The organism is Actinophytocola gossypii (assembly GCF_025165815.1).
In the GTDB taxonomy this organism is placed as follows: Bacteria; Actinomycetota; Actinomycetes; order Mycobacteriales; family Pseudonocardiaceae; genus Actinophytocola; species Actinophytocola gossypii.
In genome coordinates, this window is the sequence record NZ_JAFFZE010000019.1 from 113,485 (window position 1) to 129,584 (window position 16,100).

Consider the following 16,100-nt stretch of genomic DNA (forward strand, 5'->3'; position numbering starts at 1 on the left):
AAGCGGACCCTACGATCGGTTGTGCACAGTGCGACCGCATTCGCACCCGCTCTCGGAGGTCAGATGCCCGTCACCGACAACGCGCAGGTCCGCAACGTGATCGTCGTCGGATCCGGCCCGGCCGGCTACACCGCGGCCGTGTACGCCGCCCGCGCCCAGCTCGAGCCGCTGGTGTTCGAGGGCACCCAGTTCGGCGGCGCGCTGATGACCACCACCGACGTGGAGAACTACCCCGGCTTCCGGGACGGGATCATGGGTCCGGACCTGATGGACCAGATGCGCGCCCAGGCCGAGCGGTTCGGCGCCGAACTGCGTGCCGAGGACGTCGAGGAGGTCGACCTCACCGGTCCGGTCAAGTACGTCACCGCGAACGGCGTCCGCTACGCCGCGAAGTCCGTCATCCTGGCCATGGGCGCGGCCGCCAGGTACCTGCACGTGGCCGGCGAGCAGGAGCTGCTCGGACACGGCGTGTCGGCGTGTGCCACCTGTGACGGGTTCTTCTTCCGCGACCAGGACATCGCCGTGGTCGGCGGCGGGGACTCCGCGATGGAGGAGGCCACCTTCCTGACCCGGTTCGCCCGGTCGGTCACGATCATCCACCGGCGCCAGGAGTTCCGCGCGTCCCGGATCATGCTGGAGCGCGCGCGGGCCAACGAGAAGATCCGCTGGCAGCTCGACTCCGAGGTGCTCGAGGTGCTCGGCCAGGCCGACGGCGCGGTCAAGGGCGTCCGGCTGCGCGACACCACCACCGGCGAGGAGTCCACGCTGGACGTGACCGGCCTGTTCATGGCCATCGGGCACGACCCGCGCAGCGCGCTGGTCGCCGGGCAGGTCGACACCGACGCCGAGGGCTACGTGCTCACCCAGGGTCAGACCACCTACACAGGAGTCGACGGCGTGTTCGCCGCAGGCGACCTGGTCGACCGGACCTACCGGCAGGCCATCACCGCGGCCGGCTCCGGCTGCTCGGCGGCGATCGACGCCGAGCGCTGGCTGGCCGAGCACGAAGGAACCGAGGAAGCCCACAAGGCACCCGAGCTCGTCGGCGGCGGCTACGCCCCGCGGGACAACTAAGGAGAGAACATGGCCGGAAAGCCAGTCACCGTGACCGACAGCTCGTTCGCCACCGACGTGCTGGGCAGCGACAAGCCCGTGCTGGTGGACTTCTGGGCGACCTGGTGCGGTCCGTGCCGGATGGTCGCCCCGGTCCTCGAGGAGATCGCGGGCGAGCACGACGAGATCACCATCGCCAAGCTCGACGTCGACGCCAACCCGACGGTGGCGCGCGACTACCAGGTCCTGTCGATCCCCACGCTGATCCTGTTCAAGGGCGGCGAGCCGGTGAAGCAGATCGTCGGCGCCAAGCCGAAGGCGGCACTTCTGTCGGACCTGGCCGACTACCTGGACTGATTTCCCGGCGACGGGGCAACCCCCAGGGTGAGTGGATACGTCCACGAATCGAGGACGGTGTGGCCGGGGTCACCGCGCGGACGCGTGACGTGACCCTCCGCGCCGGACTCATGTAGGCAAGGCACAATAGTTCTCGAAGTTCGTTCTCGATGTTCTTCGCGAACACGTGCAAGTCCGTGGACGTCCTCCGCACCGGTCTCCGGCCGGTGCCCGACCCGAGCGAGGGGTGCATGCGGGTACTCCGCCGCGGTGATGCTGGTCCGGCCGTTGCCGAGGTCAGGGCAACGCTCGCGGGACTCGGCCTGCTGCCGACGAACCCGCCGCCCGGCAGCTCACTGGAGGCGTACGACGAGCTGGTCGAGCACGCGGTGAGCTCGTTCCAGCAGCAGCGCGGTCTGATCACCGACGGCGTCGTCGGCCCCGCCACCTACGGCGCCCTGCGCGACGCCACCTACCAGCTCGGCGCCCGCCCGCTGGCCTACCTGGTGTCCGCGCCGGTGTCCGGCGACGACGTGCTGACCCTGCAGGAGCGCCTGCTGGAGCTCGGCTACGACGCCGGCCGCCCCAACGGCGTGTTCGCCGCCCAGACCGAGGGCGCGCTGCGCAACTTCCAGCGCGACTACGGGCTCAAGGTCGACGGCATCTGCGGCGCGGAGACGCTGCGGGCGCTGCGCCAGCTGTCCCCCCGGGCCCGGGGCGGGTCGCCGGTGCTGCTCCGCGAGCAGGAGCGGGTCCGCCGGGCCGGTCCTCGGCTGCGCGGCAAGCGGATCGTCATCGATCCCGGCCACGGCGGCGAGGACAGCGGCGTGTCGGTGGCCGGGGTGCGCGAGGCCGACCTGGTGTGGGACCTGGCCAGGCGCCTGGAGGGCCGGATGGTCGCCACCGGCATGCAGGCGCTGCTGTCCCGCGGTCGCGACCAGTGCCCGTCCGAGGGTGACCGGGCCGGTTTCGCCAACGAGGTCGGCGCCGACCTGTTCCTGTCGCTGCACAACGACGCCAACCGCTCGCCGGAGGCCCAGGGCGTGGCGAGCTTCCACTTCGGCACCACCGGCGGCACCACGTCCACCATCGGCGAGACGCTGGCCGGGTTCGTGCAGCGTGAGCTGGCCGCCCGCACCGGCCTGCGGGACTGCCGGACGCACCGGCGGACCTGGGACACGCTGCGGCTCACCCGCTGCCCGGCGGTGCGCATCGAGATCGGCTACCTGACCAACGCCGAGGACCGCGCCCGGCTGTCCGACCCGGGGTTCCGGGACGTGGTCGCCGAGGGCATCCTGGTCGCGGTCAAGCGGCTGTACCTGCTCGGCGAGAACGACCAGCCGACCGGCACGTTCACCTTCGCCGACGTCCTGCGGCACGAGCTGGCCAAGGCCGAGTAGTCCGCTAGCGCTGGAGCGCCGGGCTGGGGCTCGCCGTGGTCACCGAAACGGTGCCCAGCAGGCGCTCCAGGGCCGCTTCGACGTCTTCCTTCCAACTGATCGCCGAACGCAGTTCCAGGCGCACCCGGGGCCAACGGGGGTGCTGGCGGACGGTCTTGAAGCCGACCGACAGGAAGAAGTCGACCGGCAGCACGCAGCCAGCCCCGTCCTCCTCCGGCTTGGCGTCCCCGAACGCCTCGATCGCCTTCACGCCGCGCCGCGTCAGGTCCTTGGCCACCGCCTGCAGCAGCATCCGGGCGAGTCCGCCGCCGCGGAACTCCGGCAGCACGAAGAACCCGGTGAGCAGCACGGCGTCCGGGCTGGGCGGCGAGGTGGGGAACGCGGCCGCGCGCGGCACGGCGGTCGGCGGGGCGTAGAGCACGAACCCGACCGGCAGCTTGTCGCTGTAGACGATCCGGCCGCAGGAGCCCCACTCCAGCAGCACGCTGGAGACCCAGGCCTCCTTCTCCAGGTCGGCGGTGCCGAACTCCTCCGCCTGTTCCCGCAGATGCGGCGCGACCTCCCAGAACACGCACTTCCGCGAGTGCTTGGGCAGGTCCTCTAGGTTGTCCAGCGTGACGCCGATGACGCGTCGCGACACCTGACCTCCCCTGCCGTGTTGCGCGTTCCGCATCACAGGATAAGCCTCCACCGACGCCCGCGGAAACCTCGCGGGCCCGAGGAGGGCTCCGGTTACACTCGATCGATCTACCTCCGCCCCATCCGCGATGGAGCCGCGCATGACCTCGGGACCGCCGGACGGCATCAGCACCAGCACCAGCCTCGACCCGCACCTGCGCCGCTACGCGGCCCGCGCGGCCGGGATGACGGCCTCCGAGGTGCGGGCGCTGTTCGCGGTGGCCAGCCGGCCGGAGGTCGTATCGCTGGCCGGCGGCATGCCCAACCTCACCGCGCTGCCGCTGGACTCGCTGTCCACCGAGGTCGCCGGGCTGATCAGCGGGGAGGGCCTGGTCGCGCTGCAGTACGGCTCGGCGCACGGGCTGCCGGAGCTGCGGGACCAGATCTGCGAGGTCATGGCGCTGGAGGAGGTGCGCGGACACCCCGACGACGTGGTGGTGACCGTCGGCTCGCAGATGGCGCTGGACATGGTGACCAGGATCTTCTGTGACCCCGGCGACGTGGTGCTCGCCGAGGGGCCCTCCTACGTCGGCGCGCTCGGCACGTTCGCCGCCTACCAGGCCGATGTGGTGCACGTCGCGATGGACGACGACGGCCTGGTGCCCGAGGCGCTGCGGGAGGCGCTGACCGCGTGCGAGCGGGCCGGCCGGCGGGTGAAGTTCCTCTACACGATCCCGAACTTCCACAACCCGGCCGGCGTGACGATGAGCGTGCCGCGGCGGTCGGAGGTGCTGTCGATCTGCGCGGCACACGGCGTGCTGGTGGTCGAGGACAACCCGTACGGGCTGCTCGGCTTCGACGGGCAGACCTACCCGGCGCTGCGGTCGATGGACCCGGACAACGTCGTCTACCTGGGCTCGTTCTCCAAGACGTTCGCCGCCGGCCTGCGGGTCGGCTGGGTGCTGGCGCCGCACGCGGTGCGGGAGAAGCTGATGCTCGCCGCCGAGTCGGCCACGCTGTGCCCGCCGACGCTGAACCAGATGATCGTGTCCAGGTACCTGGCCACGCACGACTGGAAGGGCCAGGTCAAGGCGTTCCAGCAGGCCTACCGGGAGCGGCGGGACGCGATGCTGGCCGGGCTGTCCCAGTACCTGCCGGCGGGGTGCTCGTGGACCGTGCCGGCCGGCGGCTTCTTCGTCTGGGTGACCGTGCCCGAGGGCGTGGACACCAAGGCGATGCTGCCGCGCGCGGTGACCGCCCGGGTCGCCTACGTCTCCGGCACGGGGTTCTACGCTGACGGCCTGGGCAGCCGCCAGATGCGGTTGTCGTTCTGCTATCCGACCCCGGAGCGCATCACCGAGGGTGTGCGCCGGCTCGCCGCCGTGCTGTCCGACGAGCTGGAGCTCGCCGCGACGTTCGGCCCGATCAACCAGCGGGCCGGGTCCGGTCCCCAGGTGCCCGCTCCGGACACCGCCTAGGAGGGCGCCCGTGTCCGACCGTTGTGTGGCTGTGCTGTCCGGCGGGCTCTCCCACGAGCGGGACGTGTCGCTGCGGTCCGGGCGCCGGCTGTCCACGGCGTTGCGTTCGGTCGGGGTCACGGTCGACGAGTGGGACGCGGACGCCAACCTGCTGGCGCGGTTGCGGGAGCACCGGCCGGACGCGGTGCTGATCGCGCTGCACGGGGCCGAGGGCGAGGGCGGGTCGGTGCAGACCGTGCTGGAGATGCTCGACGTGCCGTACGTCGGTTCGGACTCGCACGCGTGCCGGCGGGCGTGGGACAAGCCGACCGCGAAGACCGAGCTGGCGCGGGCCGGGCTGGCGACGCCGGACTGGGTGGTGCTGCCGCACAGCACGTTCCGGGAGCTGGGCGCGCGGGCGGTGCTGGACGCGATGGTCGACCGGCTGGGACTGCCGATGATGCTCAAGCCGGAGCAGGGTGGCTCGGCGTTGGGCGCGCAGGTGGTGCGGGACGCGGCCGACCTGCCGGCGGCCATGGTCGGCTGCCTTGCCTACGGGGAGACCGTGCTCGCCGAACGGTTCGTGCCGGGCGTGGAGGTCGCGGTCACCGTGGTCGATGGAGTGGTCGACGGGTCCGACGGGCCGGTGGCGCTGCCGGCGGTGGAGATCGACCCGGAGAGCGGGGTCTACGACTACACCGCCCGGTACACCGCCGGACTGACCACGTTCCACACCCCGGCCCGGCTCGACGAGCGCGCGGCGGCCGCGGTGGCCGATCTCGCGGTGGCGGCGCACCGGCTGTTGGGGCTGCGCGACGTGTCCCGCACCGACGCGATCGTCGCCGGCGACGGGACCGTCCACTTCCTCGAAGTCAACTCCTCGCCGGGACTGACCGAGACCTCGCTGCTGCCGATGGCGGCGGAGGCCGATGGGCGCTCACTCGGCGACATCTACACCGCGCTGATCGAGCGCGCGGTCAACCGCTCTCGGTAGTCGAATCGGCACTTTTCGTCATCGTCACCGTGACGTAAAGGGCTGGGGTGATCCCTAATCGATTTCCGATGTCCGATTCGTCCCGTTTTTTGCCATCAGATCGACAATCCGTTCAAGATCGTCCACCGACCCGAACTCGACCACGATCTTGCCCTTGCGGCGGCCGAGTTCGACCTTCACCCGGGTGTCGAACGTGTTGGAGAGGCGGTCGGCGACGTCCTGGAGCCCGGGTGCCTGCATCGGCTTGCGGGGTTGCGCCTTCGGCTTGGCCGGTGCCTGGCTCTTGATGAGCGTGACCGCCTCCTCGGTGGCCCGCACCGACAGACCCTCGGCGACGATCCGGGCGGCGAGCTCCTCCTGCGCGCCGGCGTCGTCCAGGCCGAGCAGCGCGCGGGCGTGCCCGGAGGACAGCACGCCGGCGGCGACCCGGCGCTGCACGGGCAGGGGGAGCCGCAGCAGGCGGATCGTGTTCGTGATGACCGGGCGGCTGCGGCCGATCCGGGACGCCAGCTCGTCGTGGGTGACCTCGAACTCGTCGAGCAGCTGCTGGTAGGCGGCCGCCTCCTCCAGCGGGTTGAGCTGGACGCGGTGGATGTTCTCCAGCAGGGCGTCGCGGAGCATCGCGTCGTCGGTCGTCTGCCGGACGATGGCCGGGATCGCGGCCATCTCGGCGCGCTGGGCGGCCCGCAGCCGGCGCTCGCCCATGACCAGCTCGTACTTGTCGCCGCCGAGCTCGCGCACCACGATCGGCTGCATGAGGCCGAACTCGCGGATCGAGTGCTCGAGCTCGGCCAGCGCGTCCTCGTCGAAGACCTGACGGGGCTGCTTCGGGTTCGCCTGGATCGAGTCGGTCGGGACCTCGCGGTACACCGCACCGGCCACCGAACCGCTCGCGGCCGGCGGCGCCGGCGCGGTGTTGCCACCGTTCACCGGCCGGGCCGGAGCGGTCGGCAGCTTCACCGCGCCCTCGGTGCCCGCGGCCGGGCCCTGCGGAATCAGTGCGGCGAGGCCGCGGCCCAGCCCACCCTTGCGTTCAGTCATGCCCCTGCTCTCTACTCCCCGCCGAACCCTCGCTCGGCCATCTCCCGCGCAGCGTCAAGGTAGCTCATCGCACCCCGAGAACCCGGGTCGTACGCGAGCACCGTCTGCCCGAAGCCTGGTGCCTCGGACACCTTCACGCTACGGGGAATGACCGTACGCAGCACGGTGGCGCCGAAGTGCTTGCGGACCTCGGCGGTGACCTGGTCGGCGAGCTTCGTGCGGCCGTCGTACATCGTCAGCAGGATCGTGGACACCTTCAGGTTCGGGTTGAGGTGGTTCTGCACCAGCTCGATGTTGCGCAGGAGCTGGGAGAGCCCCTCCAGCGCGTAGTACTCGCACTGGATCGGGATGAGTACCTCCTCGGCGGCCACCATCGCGTTGACCGTGAGCAGGCCGAGCGACGGCGGGCAGTCGATGAACACGAAGTCCGGGTTCAGCTGGTCGAACGCGCCGGTGGGCAGCGCCTCCTTGAGCCGGGACTCGCGGCCCTCCATGGCGACGAGCTCGATCTCCGCGCCGGCCAGGTCGATGGTGGCGGGGACGCAGTAGAGGTTCTCCGACTGGTCACTGACCGCGGCCGCGTCGGCCAGGGAGACCTCGCCGAGGAGCACCTCGTAGATCGAAGGCACGCCCGAGCGGTGGTCGACGCCGAGCGCGGTGCTGGCGTTGCCCTGCGGGTCGAGGTCGATCACCAGGACCTTGAGTCCGTGCATGGCGAGCGAGGCGGCGAGGTTTACCGCGCTGGTCGTCTTGCCGACGCCGCCCTTCTGGTTCGCCACGGTCATCACGCGGCGCCGCGCCGGCTTGGGCAGCGTGTCCTTCGGGTGCAGCATGCGGGTCGCCCGGGCTGCTTCCTCCGCGATCGGCGTCCATCCGGACACCGCGGCGGCCGCCTCGACGTTCTCGTGCATCACCGCTTCCGGGTGCTGCTGGTGCCGGCCGCTCACGACTGTCCCTCGCAGGCTCGGTGGTGCCGCTGTTTCACGTGAAACATGGTCGCTCCGATCGTTGGGTAGCGGGGCACGAGACGTGGGCCGTCGTCAGTGCCCCTGTTCCTTCCTGGTGCGTTGCGCGCTCCGCTGCCGGGGCCGACCACGGCCCGACGCACGCCCCAGCGCGCTCATTCGCTCGACCTCAATGATGGTCGCCGGCGGGTCCAGCACGTCGGCGCCACACCGCTCGACCGACGGATGTCCCCCACCCGCGCGACCCACGGCGGCGCCGTCGCGTTCGATCTCGTCCGCCGCGCTCTCGCCCTTGAGTGCGACGAGGCGCCCGCCCTGCCGGAGCAGGGGAGCGCTCCAGCCCCACAACCGGTCCAGTGGAGCAACCGCCCGCGCGATCACGACATCGGCACCGGCGAGCCGTTGCTTGACACCCGGCTCCTCCGCGCGCCCGCGCAGGACGGTCGCGGACAGACCGAGTGCGTCGACGACCTCTTCCAGCCAGGCCACTCGGCGAGCCATCGGCTCCAGCAGGGTGACGTCCAGGTCCGGTCGCGCCAGGATGAGTGGCACGCCCGGCAGACCGGCACCTGAGCCCAGGTCCACCACCCGCGCGCGGTCGGGCACGCGTTCGCCAACCACCGCCGAGTTCAGCAGGTGGCGCTCCCACAGCCGCTCGACCTCGCGCGGTCCGATCAGGCCGCGTTCGATGCCGGCGGCGGCGAGCAGTTCCGCGAAGCGCACGGCTGCCGGCAGGGCGTCGCCGAATATCGAGGACGCGGACTCCGGGGGAGCGGGCGCTGCTGCCTTCTCGTCCAATCCGGGGCCTGCCTCGCTAGTGATGCGGTGTTTCACGTGAAACCGAGCGAATCGCGGCGAAACTCGTGGGCCTGCTCGGCGGGCGCCGACCTTCCCGCTCACGCGGCGGTACTCGGCACGACGATCGTATCCGACAGAAAAAAGCGGCTACCCCCGCCCACGAAGGACTGGGATAGCCGCTCGAACGACCTGTGGTCAGGTCTGGCGGAACACCACGACGCGACGCCGGGGGTCCTCACCCTCACTCTCGCTGTGCACACCGTCGAACGTGGCGACGGCGTCGTGCACGACCTTCCGCTCGAACGGCGTCATCGGCTGAAGCCGGACGCGCTCGTCGCCGCCGGCGAGCACCCGCTCGGCCGTCGCCCGGCCGAGGTCCCGGAGCTCCTGGCGACGGTCGGCGCGCCAGCCGGCGATGTCGAGCATCAGCCGACTCCGGGTGCCGGTCTCCTGCTGCACCGCGAGCCGGGTCAGCTCCTGCAGCGCCTCCAGCACGTTGCCGCGCGGGCCGACCAGCTTCTCCAGATCGTCGCCGCCGTCGATGCTCACCACCGCGCGTCCGGCCTCCACGTCGAGGTCGATGTCCCCGTCGTAATCGACCAGGTCCAGCAGCCGCTCGAGGTAGTCACCGGCGATGTCGCCCTCACGGACGAGCAGGTCCTCCGAACCGCGCTCGTCGTCCCCGTCCCCGTCCTCGTCCGAATCCTCAGCGTCGGTGTCGCTGTCGGTGTCACCGTCGCTGTCGCTCTCGGCGGGGTCCGCCTGCTGAGTGGGCGCGACGGTGTCCGTCTCACCGCCGGCGGTCGGCACGACCGTCGCCTCGTCGGCGTCGACCTGATCGGTCCCCGACTCCTGCACCGTCTCCGGCACGACTTCTCCTCTCCAGGTCCGAACCGACGCCTCAGCGGTTCTTCCGACCTGTGTTCTTCTTACGGGCTCGGTCTGCGTTGTCCGCGGTGCCGTTGCCGGTCGACTTCGCGGTGCCGGCCGGCTTCTGACCCGGCTTCGGCGCGCCCGGCTTGGCCTTGGCGCCGGAACTCGTGCCGGGCTTGGCGGCGGGCTTGGCGGCGGGCTTGGCGGCGGGCTTGGCGGCGGGCTTGGCGACGGGCTTGGCGGCGGGCTTGGCGGCGGGCTTGGGCGCGGACTTGGCAGTGGACTTCGTGGTGGACTCGCCGGCGGCGGCGTCCGTCGACGCCGGTCGCTGGGCCGGGCGCTTCTTCGTCTGCGGCCGCTGCCCGGGCTTGGGCGCGAGGTTGGTGCGCTTCTCCAGCGCGGCGGCCTTCTTGGCCTCCTCCTCGGCGTCGATCTTGCGGTACACCAGCCGCTGCTGGCCGAGGGTCCAGGTGTTGTTGGCGAGCCAGTAGAGCAGCAGACCGATGGGGAAGAACAGACCGAAGATCAGCACACCCAGCGGGAAGATGTAGAGGGTGAGCTTGTTCATGATCGCGGTCTGCGGGGTGGCCGAGTCCGGGTTCTGCCGGGCCACCGAGTGCCGCGCGGTCAGGTGGGTCAGCACGCTGGCGAGGATCATCAGCGGGATCGACACCAGGATGACCGAGGTGCGGCTGGCGTCGTACTCGGCGAGCACCGCGTCCGGCTGGGTGATGAAGTTCGACAGCCGGGCGCCGAAGATGTTCGCGTCCAGGTAGGAGCGCACGCCGTCCGCGCCGAAGAAGTAGTTCTCCTCCATGCTGTTGCCGAACGAGCGCAGCACGTGGAACAGACCGATGAACACCGGGATCTGCAGCAGCATCGGCAGGCAGCCACCGAGCGGGGAGAACCCGTGCTCGCGCTGGAGCTTCTGCATCTCCATCGCCTGGCGCTGCCGGTCGTTGGCGTACTTCTTCTGGATCTTCTTGATCTCGGGGCCGAACTCCTGCATCGCCCGCATCGAGCGGACCTGCTTCACGAACGGCTTGAACATGATCGCGCGCAGCGTGAAGACCAGGAACATGATGCCCAGCACCCACGAGATGCCGGACGCCTCACCGAAGACGTGCCCGAACACCCAGTGCCAGCACCACAGAATGAAGGACACGGGGTAGTAGATGAAGTCGAGCACGAGCTACTCCTTGGGGAGGGTTTCGGTCACGTCGTGCCGGCGCGGCGGCACCGGGTCGTACCCACCGGGATGCCAGGGACCGCAGCGCAACAGGCGGCGCACGGTGAGGTAGAAGCCGCGGAGCGCGCCGTGGGTGGTCAGGGCCTCGACGGCATAGGCGCTGCAGCTCGGCTCGAACCGGCAGGTCGGCGGAAGCACCGGCGAGATCCACGCGCGGTACAGCTTGACCGGCGCCAGCAGGACGCGGGCCGGAATTCCGGGTCGACGCTCAGGCACGACATCCCGGTCATGCATGAGAGTCACGAGGCACCACCACTGTCCGTACCGGCGAGCCGCAACGTCCGCAGCGCGGAGTCGAGGTCGTTGCCGAGCTCGGCGCTCGCCGCCTCGGCAGCGGGCGGCAGCGCACGGACGACCAACGTGCAACCGGGCCGGACGGTTCCCAGCCGGTCGCGGAGGAGGTGACGCAGCCGCCGCGTGACGCGGTGGCGGACGACCGAGTTCCCCACGACCTTGCCGACGACGAAGCCGACCCTGGTCGACCCGGGCGCGGGCACGCCGAGCCGGGCGACCTCCTCGGCCGTGATGGCATGTACGACGAGCCGTGGCCGGCCGGCACGCCGGCCCTTCCTGGTCACCAGCCGAAAGTTGTCGCTACCGGTCAGCCGAGCGGACGCGGGGAGCACGCAATTCAGGCGGAAAGGCGCTTGCGGCCCTTGCCACGGCGAGCCGTGATGATGGCCCGTCCGGCACGGGTGCGCATGCGCAGCCGGAACCCGTGGGTCCGCGCCCGGCGGCGGTTGTTCGGCTGGAAAGTACGCTTGCTCACGTGGGTCTCCCGGTACTGGCTCGCCAAGTTTCGCTGTCTCCGCCGGCGAACGGCGCGCGGAATCGTACCCACACCTCGCGGGAGACCTTATGAGAGTACGCACCCCGGATCCGGCCGTTCAATCCGGGTGCCCTTTAGTACCGTTCGACGACACGCCGCGCACGTCGGATCCTTGCTCGCCAACACGTCTTGTGGCATGGCCCGGCGCTTGTTAGCGTGCCATCTCCGGTTGGCCAGAGGGAGTGGGAGCCCTGCTGCGCCGCGAGGGTGAAACGGTGGAGTTGGTGGGTTGCTGCTGCGGTCCGTCCTGCCTTCGTGCACAGTTGTGGACAACCCTGTGGATGCCGCCCGTACGTTCGCGGGCCGAGGGCGAGGGGTTGGACATGACACACGGCCAACGAGGGGAGGGGAGCCCGTAGGTGTCCGAGCAGCAGATGAACCTGGGTGTGGTCTGGGAGCAGGTCGTGCGGGAGCTGTCCGCCGGCACACTGTCTCCGAAGCAGCGAGCGTGGATGCGGGTCACCCGCCCCATCGGGTTGCTGGACGGCACCGCCCTGCTCGGCGCACCGAGCGACTTCGCCAAGGACGCGATCGAGCGCGAGCTCCGCGGCCCCATCACCGACGCGCTGTCCCGCCGGCTCGGCCGCGCGGTGTCGCTCGCGGTCAAGGTCGACAACGTCACCCCGACGGTCACCCCGTCGATGGCCACCACACCGGTCCCGCCGGCCGGTGGTCCCGCGAACGGCGACGGCATGGTGGACGCGTTCGCCGACACCACGATCCTGCCCGCGATCACCGACGGCACGCCCGACGGCGACTCCGACAGCGACGAGGTGGACGAGGAGGGCGACGCGCTCGCCACCGTGCACGAGATCTGGCCCCCGTTCGCCGGCGGCCAGCCCGCGAGCGGCCAGCCGTTCACCGCGCCGGCCCAGCCGCAGACCTCCAAGACACGGCTGAACGAGAAGTACACGTTCGACACGTTCGTCATCGGCGCCTCCAACCGGTTCGCGCACGCGGCAGCGGTCGCCGTCGCCGAGGCGCCGGCCCGCGCGTACAACCCGCTGTTCATCTGGGGGGAGTCCGGGCTCGGCAAGACCCACCTGCTGCACGCGGTCGGTCACTACGCGCAGCGGCTGTTCCCCGGCATGCGGGTGCGGTACGTGTCGACCGAGGAGTTCACCAACGACTTCATCAACTCGCTGCGCGACGACCGCAAGGTCGCGTTCCAGCGGCGGTACCGCGACATCGACATCCTGCTGGTCGACGACATCCAGTTCCTGGAGGGCAAGGAAGGCACCCAGGAGGAGTTCTTCCACACCTTCAACACCCTGCACAACGCGAACAAGCAGATCGTGGTCTCCTCCGACCGGCCGCCCAAGCGCCTGGAGACCCTGGAGGACCGGCTGCGCACCCGCTTCGAGTGGGGCCTGATCACCGACATCCAGCCGCCAGAGCTGGAGACCCGGATCGCCATCCTGCGCAAGAAGGCCGCGCAGGACCGGCTGAACGCGCCGGCCGAGGTGCTGGAGTTCATCGCCGCCCGGATCGAGCACAACATCCGCGAGCTGGAGGGCGCGCTGATCCGGGTGACCGCGTTCGCGTCGCTGAACCAGCAGCCGGTCGACGTCGGTCTGGCCGAGATCGTGCTGCGCGACCTGATCCCGGACTCGCAGGTGCCGGAGATCAGCGCGACCACGATCATGGCGGTCACCGCGGAGTTCTTCTCAGTATCACTGGACGACCTCTGCGGGCCGGGTAAGACCAAGGCGCTCGCCGGGGCCCGGCAGATCTCCATGTATCTGTGCCGGGAGCTGACCGACCTGTCGCTGCCGAAGATCGGGCAGACGTTCGGCGGCCGGGACCACACGACGGTCATGCACGCGGAGAAGAAGATCCGCAAGGAGATGGCCGAGCGACGCCGGGTCTACGACCAGGTGCAGGAGCTCACCTCGCGCATCAAGCAGCGCGCCCGCGGCTGACGCCGCCCTCCGCTCGCGGCACCGATTTCCGTTGTCCCACAGGCAACTTCGCGCCTCCCTCACCCGGAAAGGGGACAAAAGTGCTCCCCAACCCTGTGCATGGCCTGGGTACGAAGGGGTATCCCGCTGGGGAGCGTCCCGTGGACAACTGTGGGCGGAATGTGGACAACCATGACGCCTCCGCGAACCATCCACGGGCGGCCCGAGTTGTCCACGGGATCCGTGCCAGGTTCATCCACACCGCGCCGCACGTTCTGACGTGCGCGAACGAGGGGTATCCACACAACCCACAGCCCCTACTACTACGGCTGTCTTTCTCTCTTCATAGATGTTCACAAAGAAAAAACAGGGGTCGCGAGTCGAGCGCGCCGGACGCGCTCCGGGACACCGACGGCACCGTGGCCCCGAGTACCGCGCTCGGCCGGGAAGCCGTACGGTGGCGTTCTACGAGAGCACTCGCGGCTCCTCCTCGTGTCTGGAAAGGACAGTCATGAAGATCCGCGTCGAGCGCGACGGTCTCGCCGACGCCGTCGCCTGGGTGGCTCGGTCGCTGCCGTCCCGACCCCCGGTCCCGGTCCTTGGCGGGATCCTGTTGGACGCCAGCAACTCCGACGCACTGACCATCTCCGGATTCGACTACGAGGTCTCGGCCACGGTCGGAGTCGCGGCGACGGTGGCCGACGGCGGTCGCACGCTCGTCTCCGGCCGGCTGCTCGCGGACATCACCAAAGCCCTGCCCGCGCAACCGGTCGAGATCATGGTCGACGGCGCCCGCGTGTCGATCACGTGTGGCAGCGCGAAGTTCAGCCTGCCGACGATGCCGGTCGAGGACTACCCGCAGCTGCCGGCGATGCCGCCGCACGCGGGCGAACTCCCGGGCGAGGTGTTCGGCCTCGCGGTCAGCCAGGTCGCCGTCGCGGCCGGCAAGGACGACACGCTGCCGATGCTCACCGGCGTGCGGCTGGAGATCAACGGCGACAAGCTCACCCTCGTCGCGACCGACCGGTTCCGGCTCGCCATGCGCGAGTTCGAGTGGAAGCCCGCCCCGAGCATGACCGAGACCGGCGAGGTCGCCGTGCTGGTGCCGGCGCGCACGCTCGCCGAGGCGGCCAAGGCGCTCGGCACCGCCGGCAAGACCGTCGAGATCGCCCACGGCGACGGGCTGATCGGCCTGTCCGGCTCCGGGCGCCGCACCACCAGCCGGCTGCTGGACACCGAGTTCCCCCGGTACCGCCAGCTGCTGCCGTCCGAGCAGACCGCGGCCGCGATCATCGACGTCGCCCCGCTCGTCGAGGCGATCAAGCGCGTGTCGCTGGTGGCCGAGCGCGGCACCCAGGTCCGGCTCGAGTTCTCCGAGTCCGGGCTGAAGCTCTCCGCGGGCGGCGACGACGAGGGCAGCGCGGAGGAGGAGCTCGGCGTCGAGTACACCGGCGAGCCGGTGACGATCGCGTTCAACCCGACGTTCCTGCAGGAGGGGCTCGGCGCGCTGCACGCCGACCGGGCCGAGCTGTCGTTCACCACCCCGAGCCGGCCGGCGCTGATCAAGCCGGTCGACGACGAGGGCAACGTGGTTCCCGGATACCTGCACCTGCTGATGCCGGTGCGCCTTCCCGGCTGACCAACCAGAAGGGACGCCAGTGCCAACGAACGTTCAGCTCGGTCTCGTCGGTCTCGGCAAGATGGGCTTCAACATGCGCGACCGGGTGCGCGCGGCGGGCCACGAGGTGGTCGGCTACGACCGCAACCCGGAGGTCACCGACGTCGGCTCGCTGGCGGAGCTGGTCGAGCGCCTCGCCGCGCCGCGGCTGGTCTGGGTGATGGTGCCGGCCGGCGACCCGACCCGGCAGACGATCGCCGAACTGGCCGAGCTGCTCGACGAGGGCGACCTGGTGGTCGACGGCGGCAACTCGCGGTTCACCGACGACCAGCTCAACTCCGAGCTGCTCGACTCGAAGGGCGTCGGCTACCTCGACTGCGGGGTGTCCGGCGGCGTGTGGGGTCGGGAGAACGGCTACGCGCTGATGGTCGGCGGCACGGCCGAGCACGTCGAGCAGGCGATGCCGGTCTTCGACGCGCTGCGGCCGGAGGGTCCGCGCGAGGAGGGCTTCGCGCACGCCGGCGGCGTCGGCGCCGGCCACTACGCGAAGATGATTCACAACGGCATCGAGTACGGGCTGATGCAGGCCTACGCCGAGGGCTTCGAGCTGCTCGAGGCGGCGAAGGTCATCGAGGACGTGCCGTCGGTGATCAAGGCCTGGCAGCGCGGCACGGTCGTCCGGTCCTGGCTGCTCGACCTGCTGGTGCGCGCACTGGACTCCGACCCGGAGCTGGACGACCTGCGCGGCTACGTCGAGGACTCGGGCGAGGGCCGGTGGACCGTCGAGGAGGCGATCAACCTCGCGGTGCCGGCGCCGGTGATCTCGGCCGCGCTGTTCTCGCGGTTCCGCTCCCGCCAGGAGGACTCCCCGGCGATGCGCGCGGTGGCCTCGCTGCGCAACCAGTTCGGCGGGCACGCGGTGCAGCACGCCGGGCCGACCTCGGGTTCGGGCACCACCCAGGGCTGAC

17 protein-coding genes are annotated in these 16,100 nt (G+C 70.7%); 8 read left to right on the forward strand and 9 right to left on the reverse strand.

The annotated features are described in order from the left end of the window. Positions 1 to 63: 63 nt before the first annotated feature. The 3 genes from trxB (at position 64) to JT362_RS25845 (ending at position 2,789) form a co-directional block, all read left to right on the forward strand. Complete coding sequence (gene trxB / locus JT362_RS25835) at positions 64 to 1,074, forward strand: thioredoxin-disulfide reductase (protein ID WP_260194340.1); 1,011 nt, start codon at positions 64 to 66, stop codon at positions 1,072 to 1,074. Positions 1,075 to 1,083: 9 nt separating this feature from the next. Next, positions 1,084 to 1,410 carry a thioredoxin gene (gene trxA, locus JT362_RS25840; RefSeq protein ID WP_260194341.1) on the forward strand — a complete coding sequence of 109 codons (327 nt, stop codon included), beginning with the start codon at positions 1,084 to 1,086 and terminating at the stop codon, positions 1,408 to 1,410. A gap of 230 nt (positions 1,411 to 1,640) precedes the next feature. Then, positions 1,641 to 2,789, forward strand: coding sequence for an N-acetylmuramoyl-L-alanine amidase (locus tag JT362_RS25845; RefSeq protein WP_260194459.1), 1,149 nt, complete (start codon positions 1,641 to 1,643; stop codon positions 2,787 to 2,789). Between the two features lie 4 nt (positions 2,790 to 2,793). Here JT362_RS25845 and JT362_RS25850 read toward each other — a convergent pair whose 3' ends face one another. Next, positions 2,794 to 3,429: a GNAT family N-acetyltransferase gene (locus JT362_RS25850; RefSeq protein WP_260194343.1), complete on the reverse strand. Its 636-nt coding sequence runs from the start codon at positions 3,427 to 3,429 to the stop codon at positions 2,794 to 2,796. A 139-nt stretch (positions 3,430 to 3,568) separates the two neighbouring features. Here JT362_RS25850 and JT362_RS25855 point away from each other — a divergent pair, with 139 nt between their 5' ends. Both JT362_RS25855 and JT362_RS25860 read left to right on the forward strand, forming a co-directional pair. After that, positions 3,569 to 4,885 (forward strand): aminotransferase-like domain-containing protein, encoded by a 1,317-nt coding sequence (locus tag JT362_RS25855; RefSeq protein ID WP_260194344.1) that lies wholly within the window; start codon positions 3,569 to 3,571, stop codon positions 4,883 to 4,885. Positions 4,886 to 4,895: 10 nt separating this feature from the next. Next, on the forward strand, positions 4,896 to 5,858 hold the full coding sequence (locus JT362_RS25860) for a D-alanine--D-alanine ligase family protein (protein WP_260194345.1): 963 nt from the start codon (positions 4,896 to 4,898) through the stop codon (positions 5,856 to 5,858). Positions 5,859 to 5,912: 54 nt separating this feature from the next. Here the strand turns inward: JT362_RS25860 and JT362_RS25865 are convergent, their stop codons facing one another. The 8 genes from JT362_RS25865 to rpmH form a co-directional block, all read right to left on the reverse strand. Beyond that, entirely contained in the window at positions 5,913 to 6,899 is a 987-nt protein-coding gene (locus JT362_RS25865) for a ParB/RepB/Spo0J family partition protein (RefSeq protein ID WP_260194346.1), read from the reverse strand. Positions 6,900 to 6,910: 11 nt separating this feature from the next. Beyond that, positions 6,911 to 7,810, reverse strand: coding sequence for a ParA family protein (locus JT362_RS25870; RefSeq protein WP_260194460.1), 900 nt, complete (start codon positions 7,808 to 7,810; stop codon positions 6,911 to 6,913). A 129-nt stretch (positions 7,811 to 7,939) separates the two neighbouring features. Beyond that, the gene (gene rsmG, locus JT362_RS25875; protein WP_260194347.1) at positions 7,940 to 8,662 is read right to left on the reverse strand and encodes a 16S rRNA (guanine(527)-N(7))-methyltransferase RsmG; all 723 of its coding nucleotides are present in this window, start codon (positions 8,660 to 8,662) and stop codon (positions 7,940 to 7,942) included. Between the two features lie 195 nt (positions 8,663 to 8,857). Next, positions 8,858 to 9,532 carry a Jag family protein gene (locus tag JT362_RS25880; protein WP_260194348.1) on the reverse strand — a complete coding sequence of 225 codons (675 nt, stop codon included), beginning with the start codon at positions 9,530 to 9,532 and terminating at the stop codon, positions 8,858 to 8,860. A 31-nt stretch (positions 9,533 to 9,563) separates the two neighbouring features. After that, complete coding sequence (yidC, locus tag JT362_RS25885; RefSeq protein ID WP_260194349.1) at positions 9,564 to 10,724, reverse strand: membrane protein insertase YidC; 1,161 nt, start codon at positions 10,722 to 10,724, stop codon at positions 9,564 to 9,566. Between the two features lie 3 nt (positions 10,725 to 10,727). After that, positions 10,728 to 11,018, reverse strand: coding sequence for a membrane protein insertion efficiency factor YidD (gene yidD, locus JT362_RS25890; protein ID WP_375546557.1), 291 nt, complete (start codon positions 11,016 to 11,018; stop codon positions 10,728 to 10,730). Between the two features lie 5 nt (positions 11,019 to 11,023). After that, the gene (gene rnpA / locus JT362_RS25895) at positions 11,024 to 11,410 is read right to left on the reverse strand and encodes a ribonuclease P protein component (protein WP_260194352.1); all 387 of its coding nucleotides are present in this window, start codon (positions 11,408 to 11,410) and stop codon (positions 11,024 to 11,026) included. 5 nt (positions 11,411 to 11,415) lie between these two features. Next, positions 11,416 to 11,553, reverse strand: coding sequence for a 50S ribosomal protein L34 (gene rpmH, locus JT362_RS25900; protein ID WP_260194353.1), 138 nt, complete (start codon positions 11,551 to 11,553; stop codon positions 11,416 to 11,418). Between the two features lie 419 nt (positions 11,554 to 11,972). Here rpmH and dnaA point away from each other — a divergent pair, with 419 nt between their 5' ends. From dnaA to gnd, 3 genes are all read left to right on the forward strand, one after another. Further along, positions 11,973 to 13,535: a chromosomal replication initiator protein DnaA gene (dnaA, locus tag JT362_RS25905; RefSeq protein WP_260194354.1), complete on the forward strand. Its 1,563-nt coding sequence runs from the start codon at positions 11,973 to 11,975 to the stop codon at positions 13,533 to 13,535. 490 nt (positions 13,536 to 14,025) lie between these two features. Then, a complete protein-coding gene (gene dnaN / locus JT362_RS25910; RefSeq protein ID WP_260194355.1) occupies positions 14,026 to 15,153 on the forward strand; it encodes a DNA polymerase III subunit beta in 1,128 nt (375 codons plus the stop codon). 19 nt (positions 15,154 to 15,172) lie between these two features. Beyond that, a complete protein-coding gene (gnd, locus tag JT362_RS25915; protein WP_260194356.1) occupies positions 15,173 to 16,099 on the forward strand; it encodes a phosphogluconate dehydrogenase (NAD(+)-dependent, decarboxylating) in 927 nt (308 codons plus the stop codon). Position 16,100 lies beyond the last annotated feature (1 nt).

Excerpts from the sequence above, each read along its gene's own strand:
- trxB (WP_260194340.1), top strand. The coding sequence starts at position 64 with ATGCCCGTCACCGACAACGCGCAGGTCCGCAACGTGATCGTCGTCGGA.
- trxA (WP_260194341.1), top strand. The coding sequence starts at position 1,084 with ATGGCCGGAAAGCCAGTCACCGTGACCGACAGCTCGTTCGCCACCGAC.
- JT362_RS25845 (WP_260194459.1), top strand. The coding sequence starts at position 1,641 with ATGCGGGTACTCCGCCGCGGTGATGCTGGTCCGGCCGTTGCCGAGGTC.
- JT362_RS25855 (WP_260194344.1), top strand. The coding sequence starts at position 3,569 with ATGACCTCGGGACCGCCGGACGGCATCAGCACCAGCACCAGCCTCGAC.
- JT362_RS25865 (WP_260194346.1), bottom strand. The coding sequence starts at position 6,899 with ATGACTGAACGCAAGGGTGGGCTGGGCCGCGGCCTCGCCGCACTGATT.
- JT362_RS25870 (WP_260194460.1), bottom strand. The coding sequence starts at position 7,810 with ATGCACGAGAACGTCGAGGCGGCCGCCGCGGTGTCCGGATGGACGCCG.
- yidD (WP_375546557.1), bottom strand. The coding sequence starts at position 11,018 with ATGCATGACCGGGATGTCGTGCCTGAGCGTCGACCCGGAATTCCGGCC.
- dnaN (WP_260194355.1), top strand. The coding sequence starts at position 14,026 with ATGAAGATCCGCGTCGAGCGCGACGGTCTCGCCGACGCCGTCGCCTGG.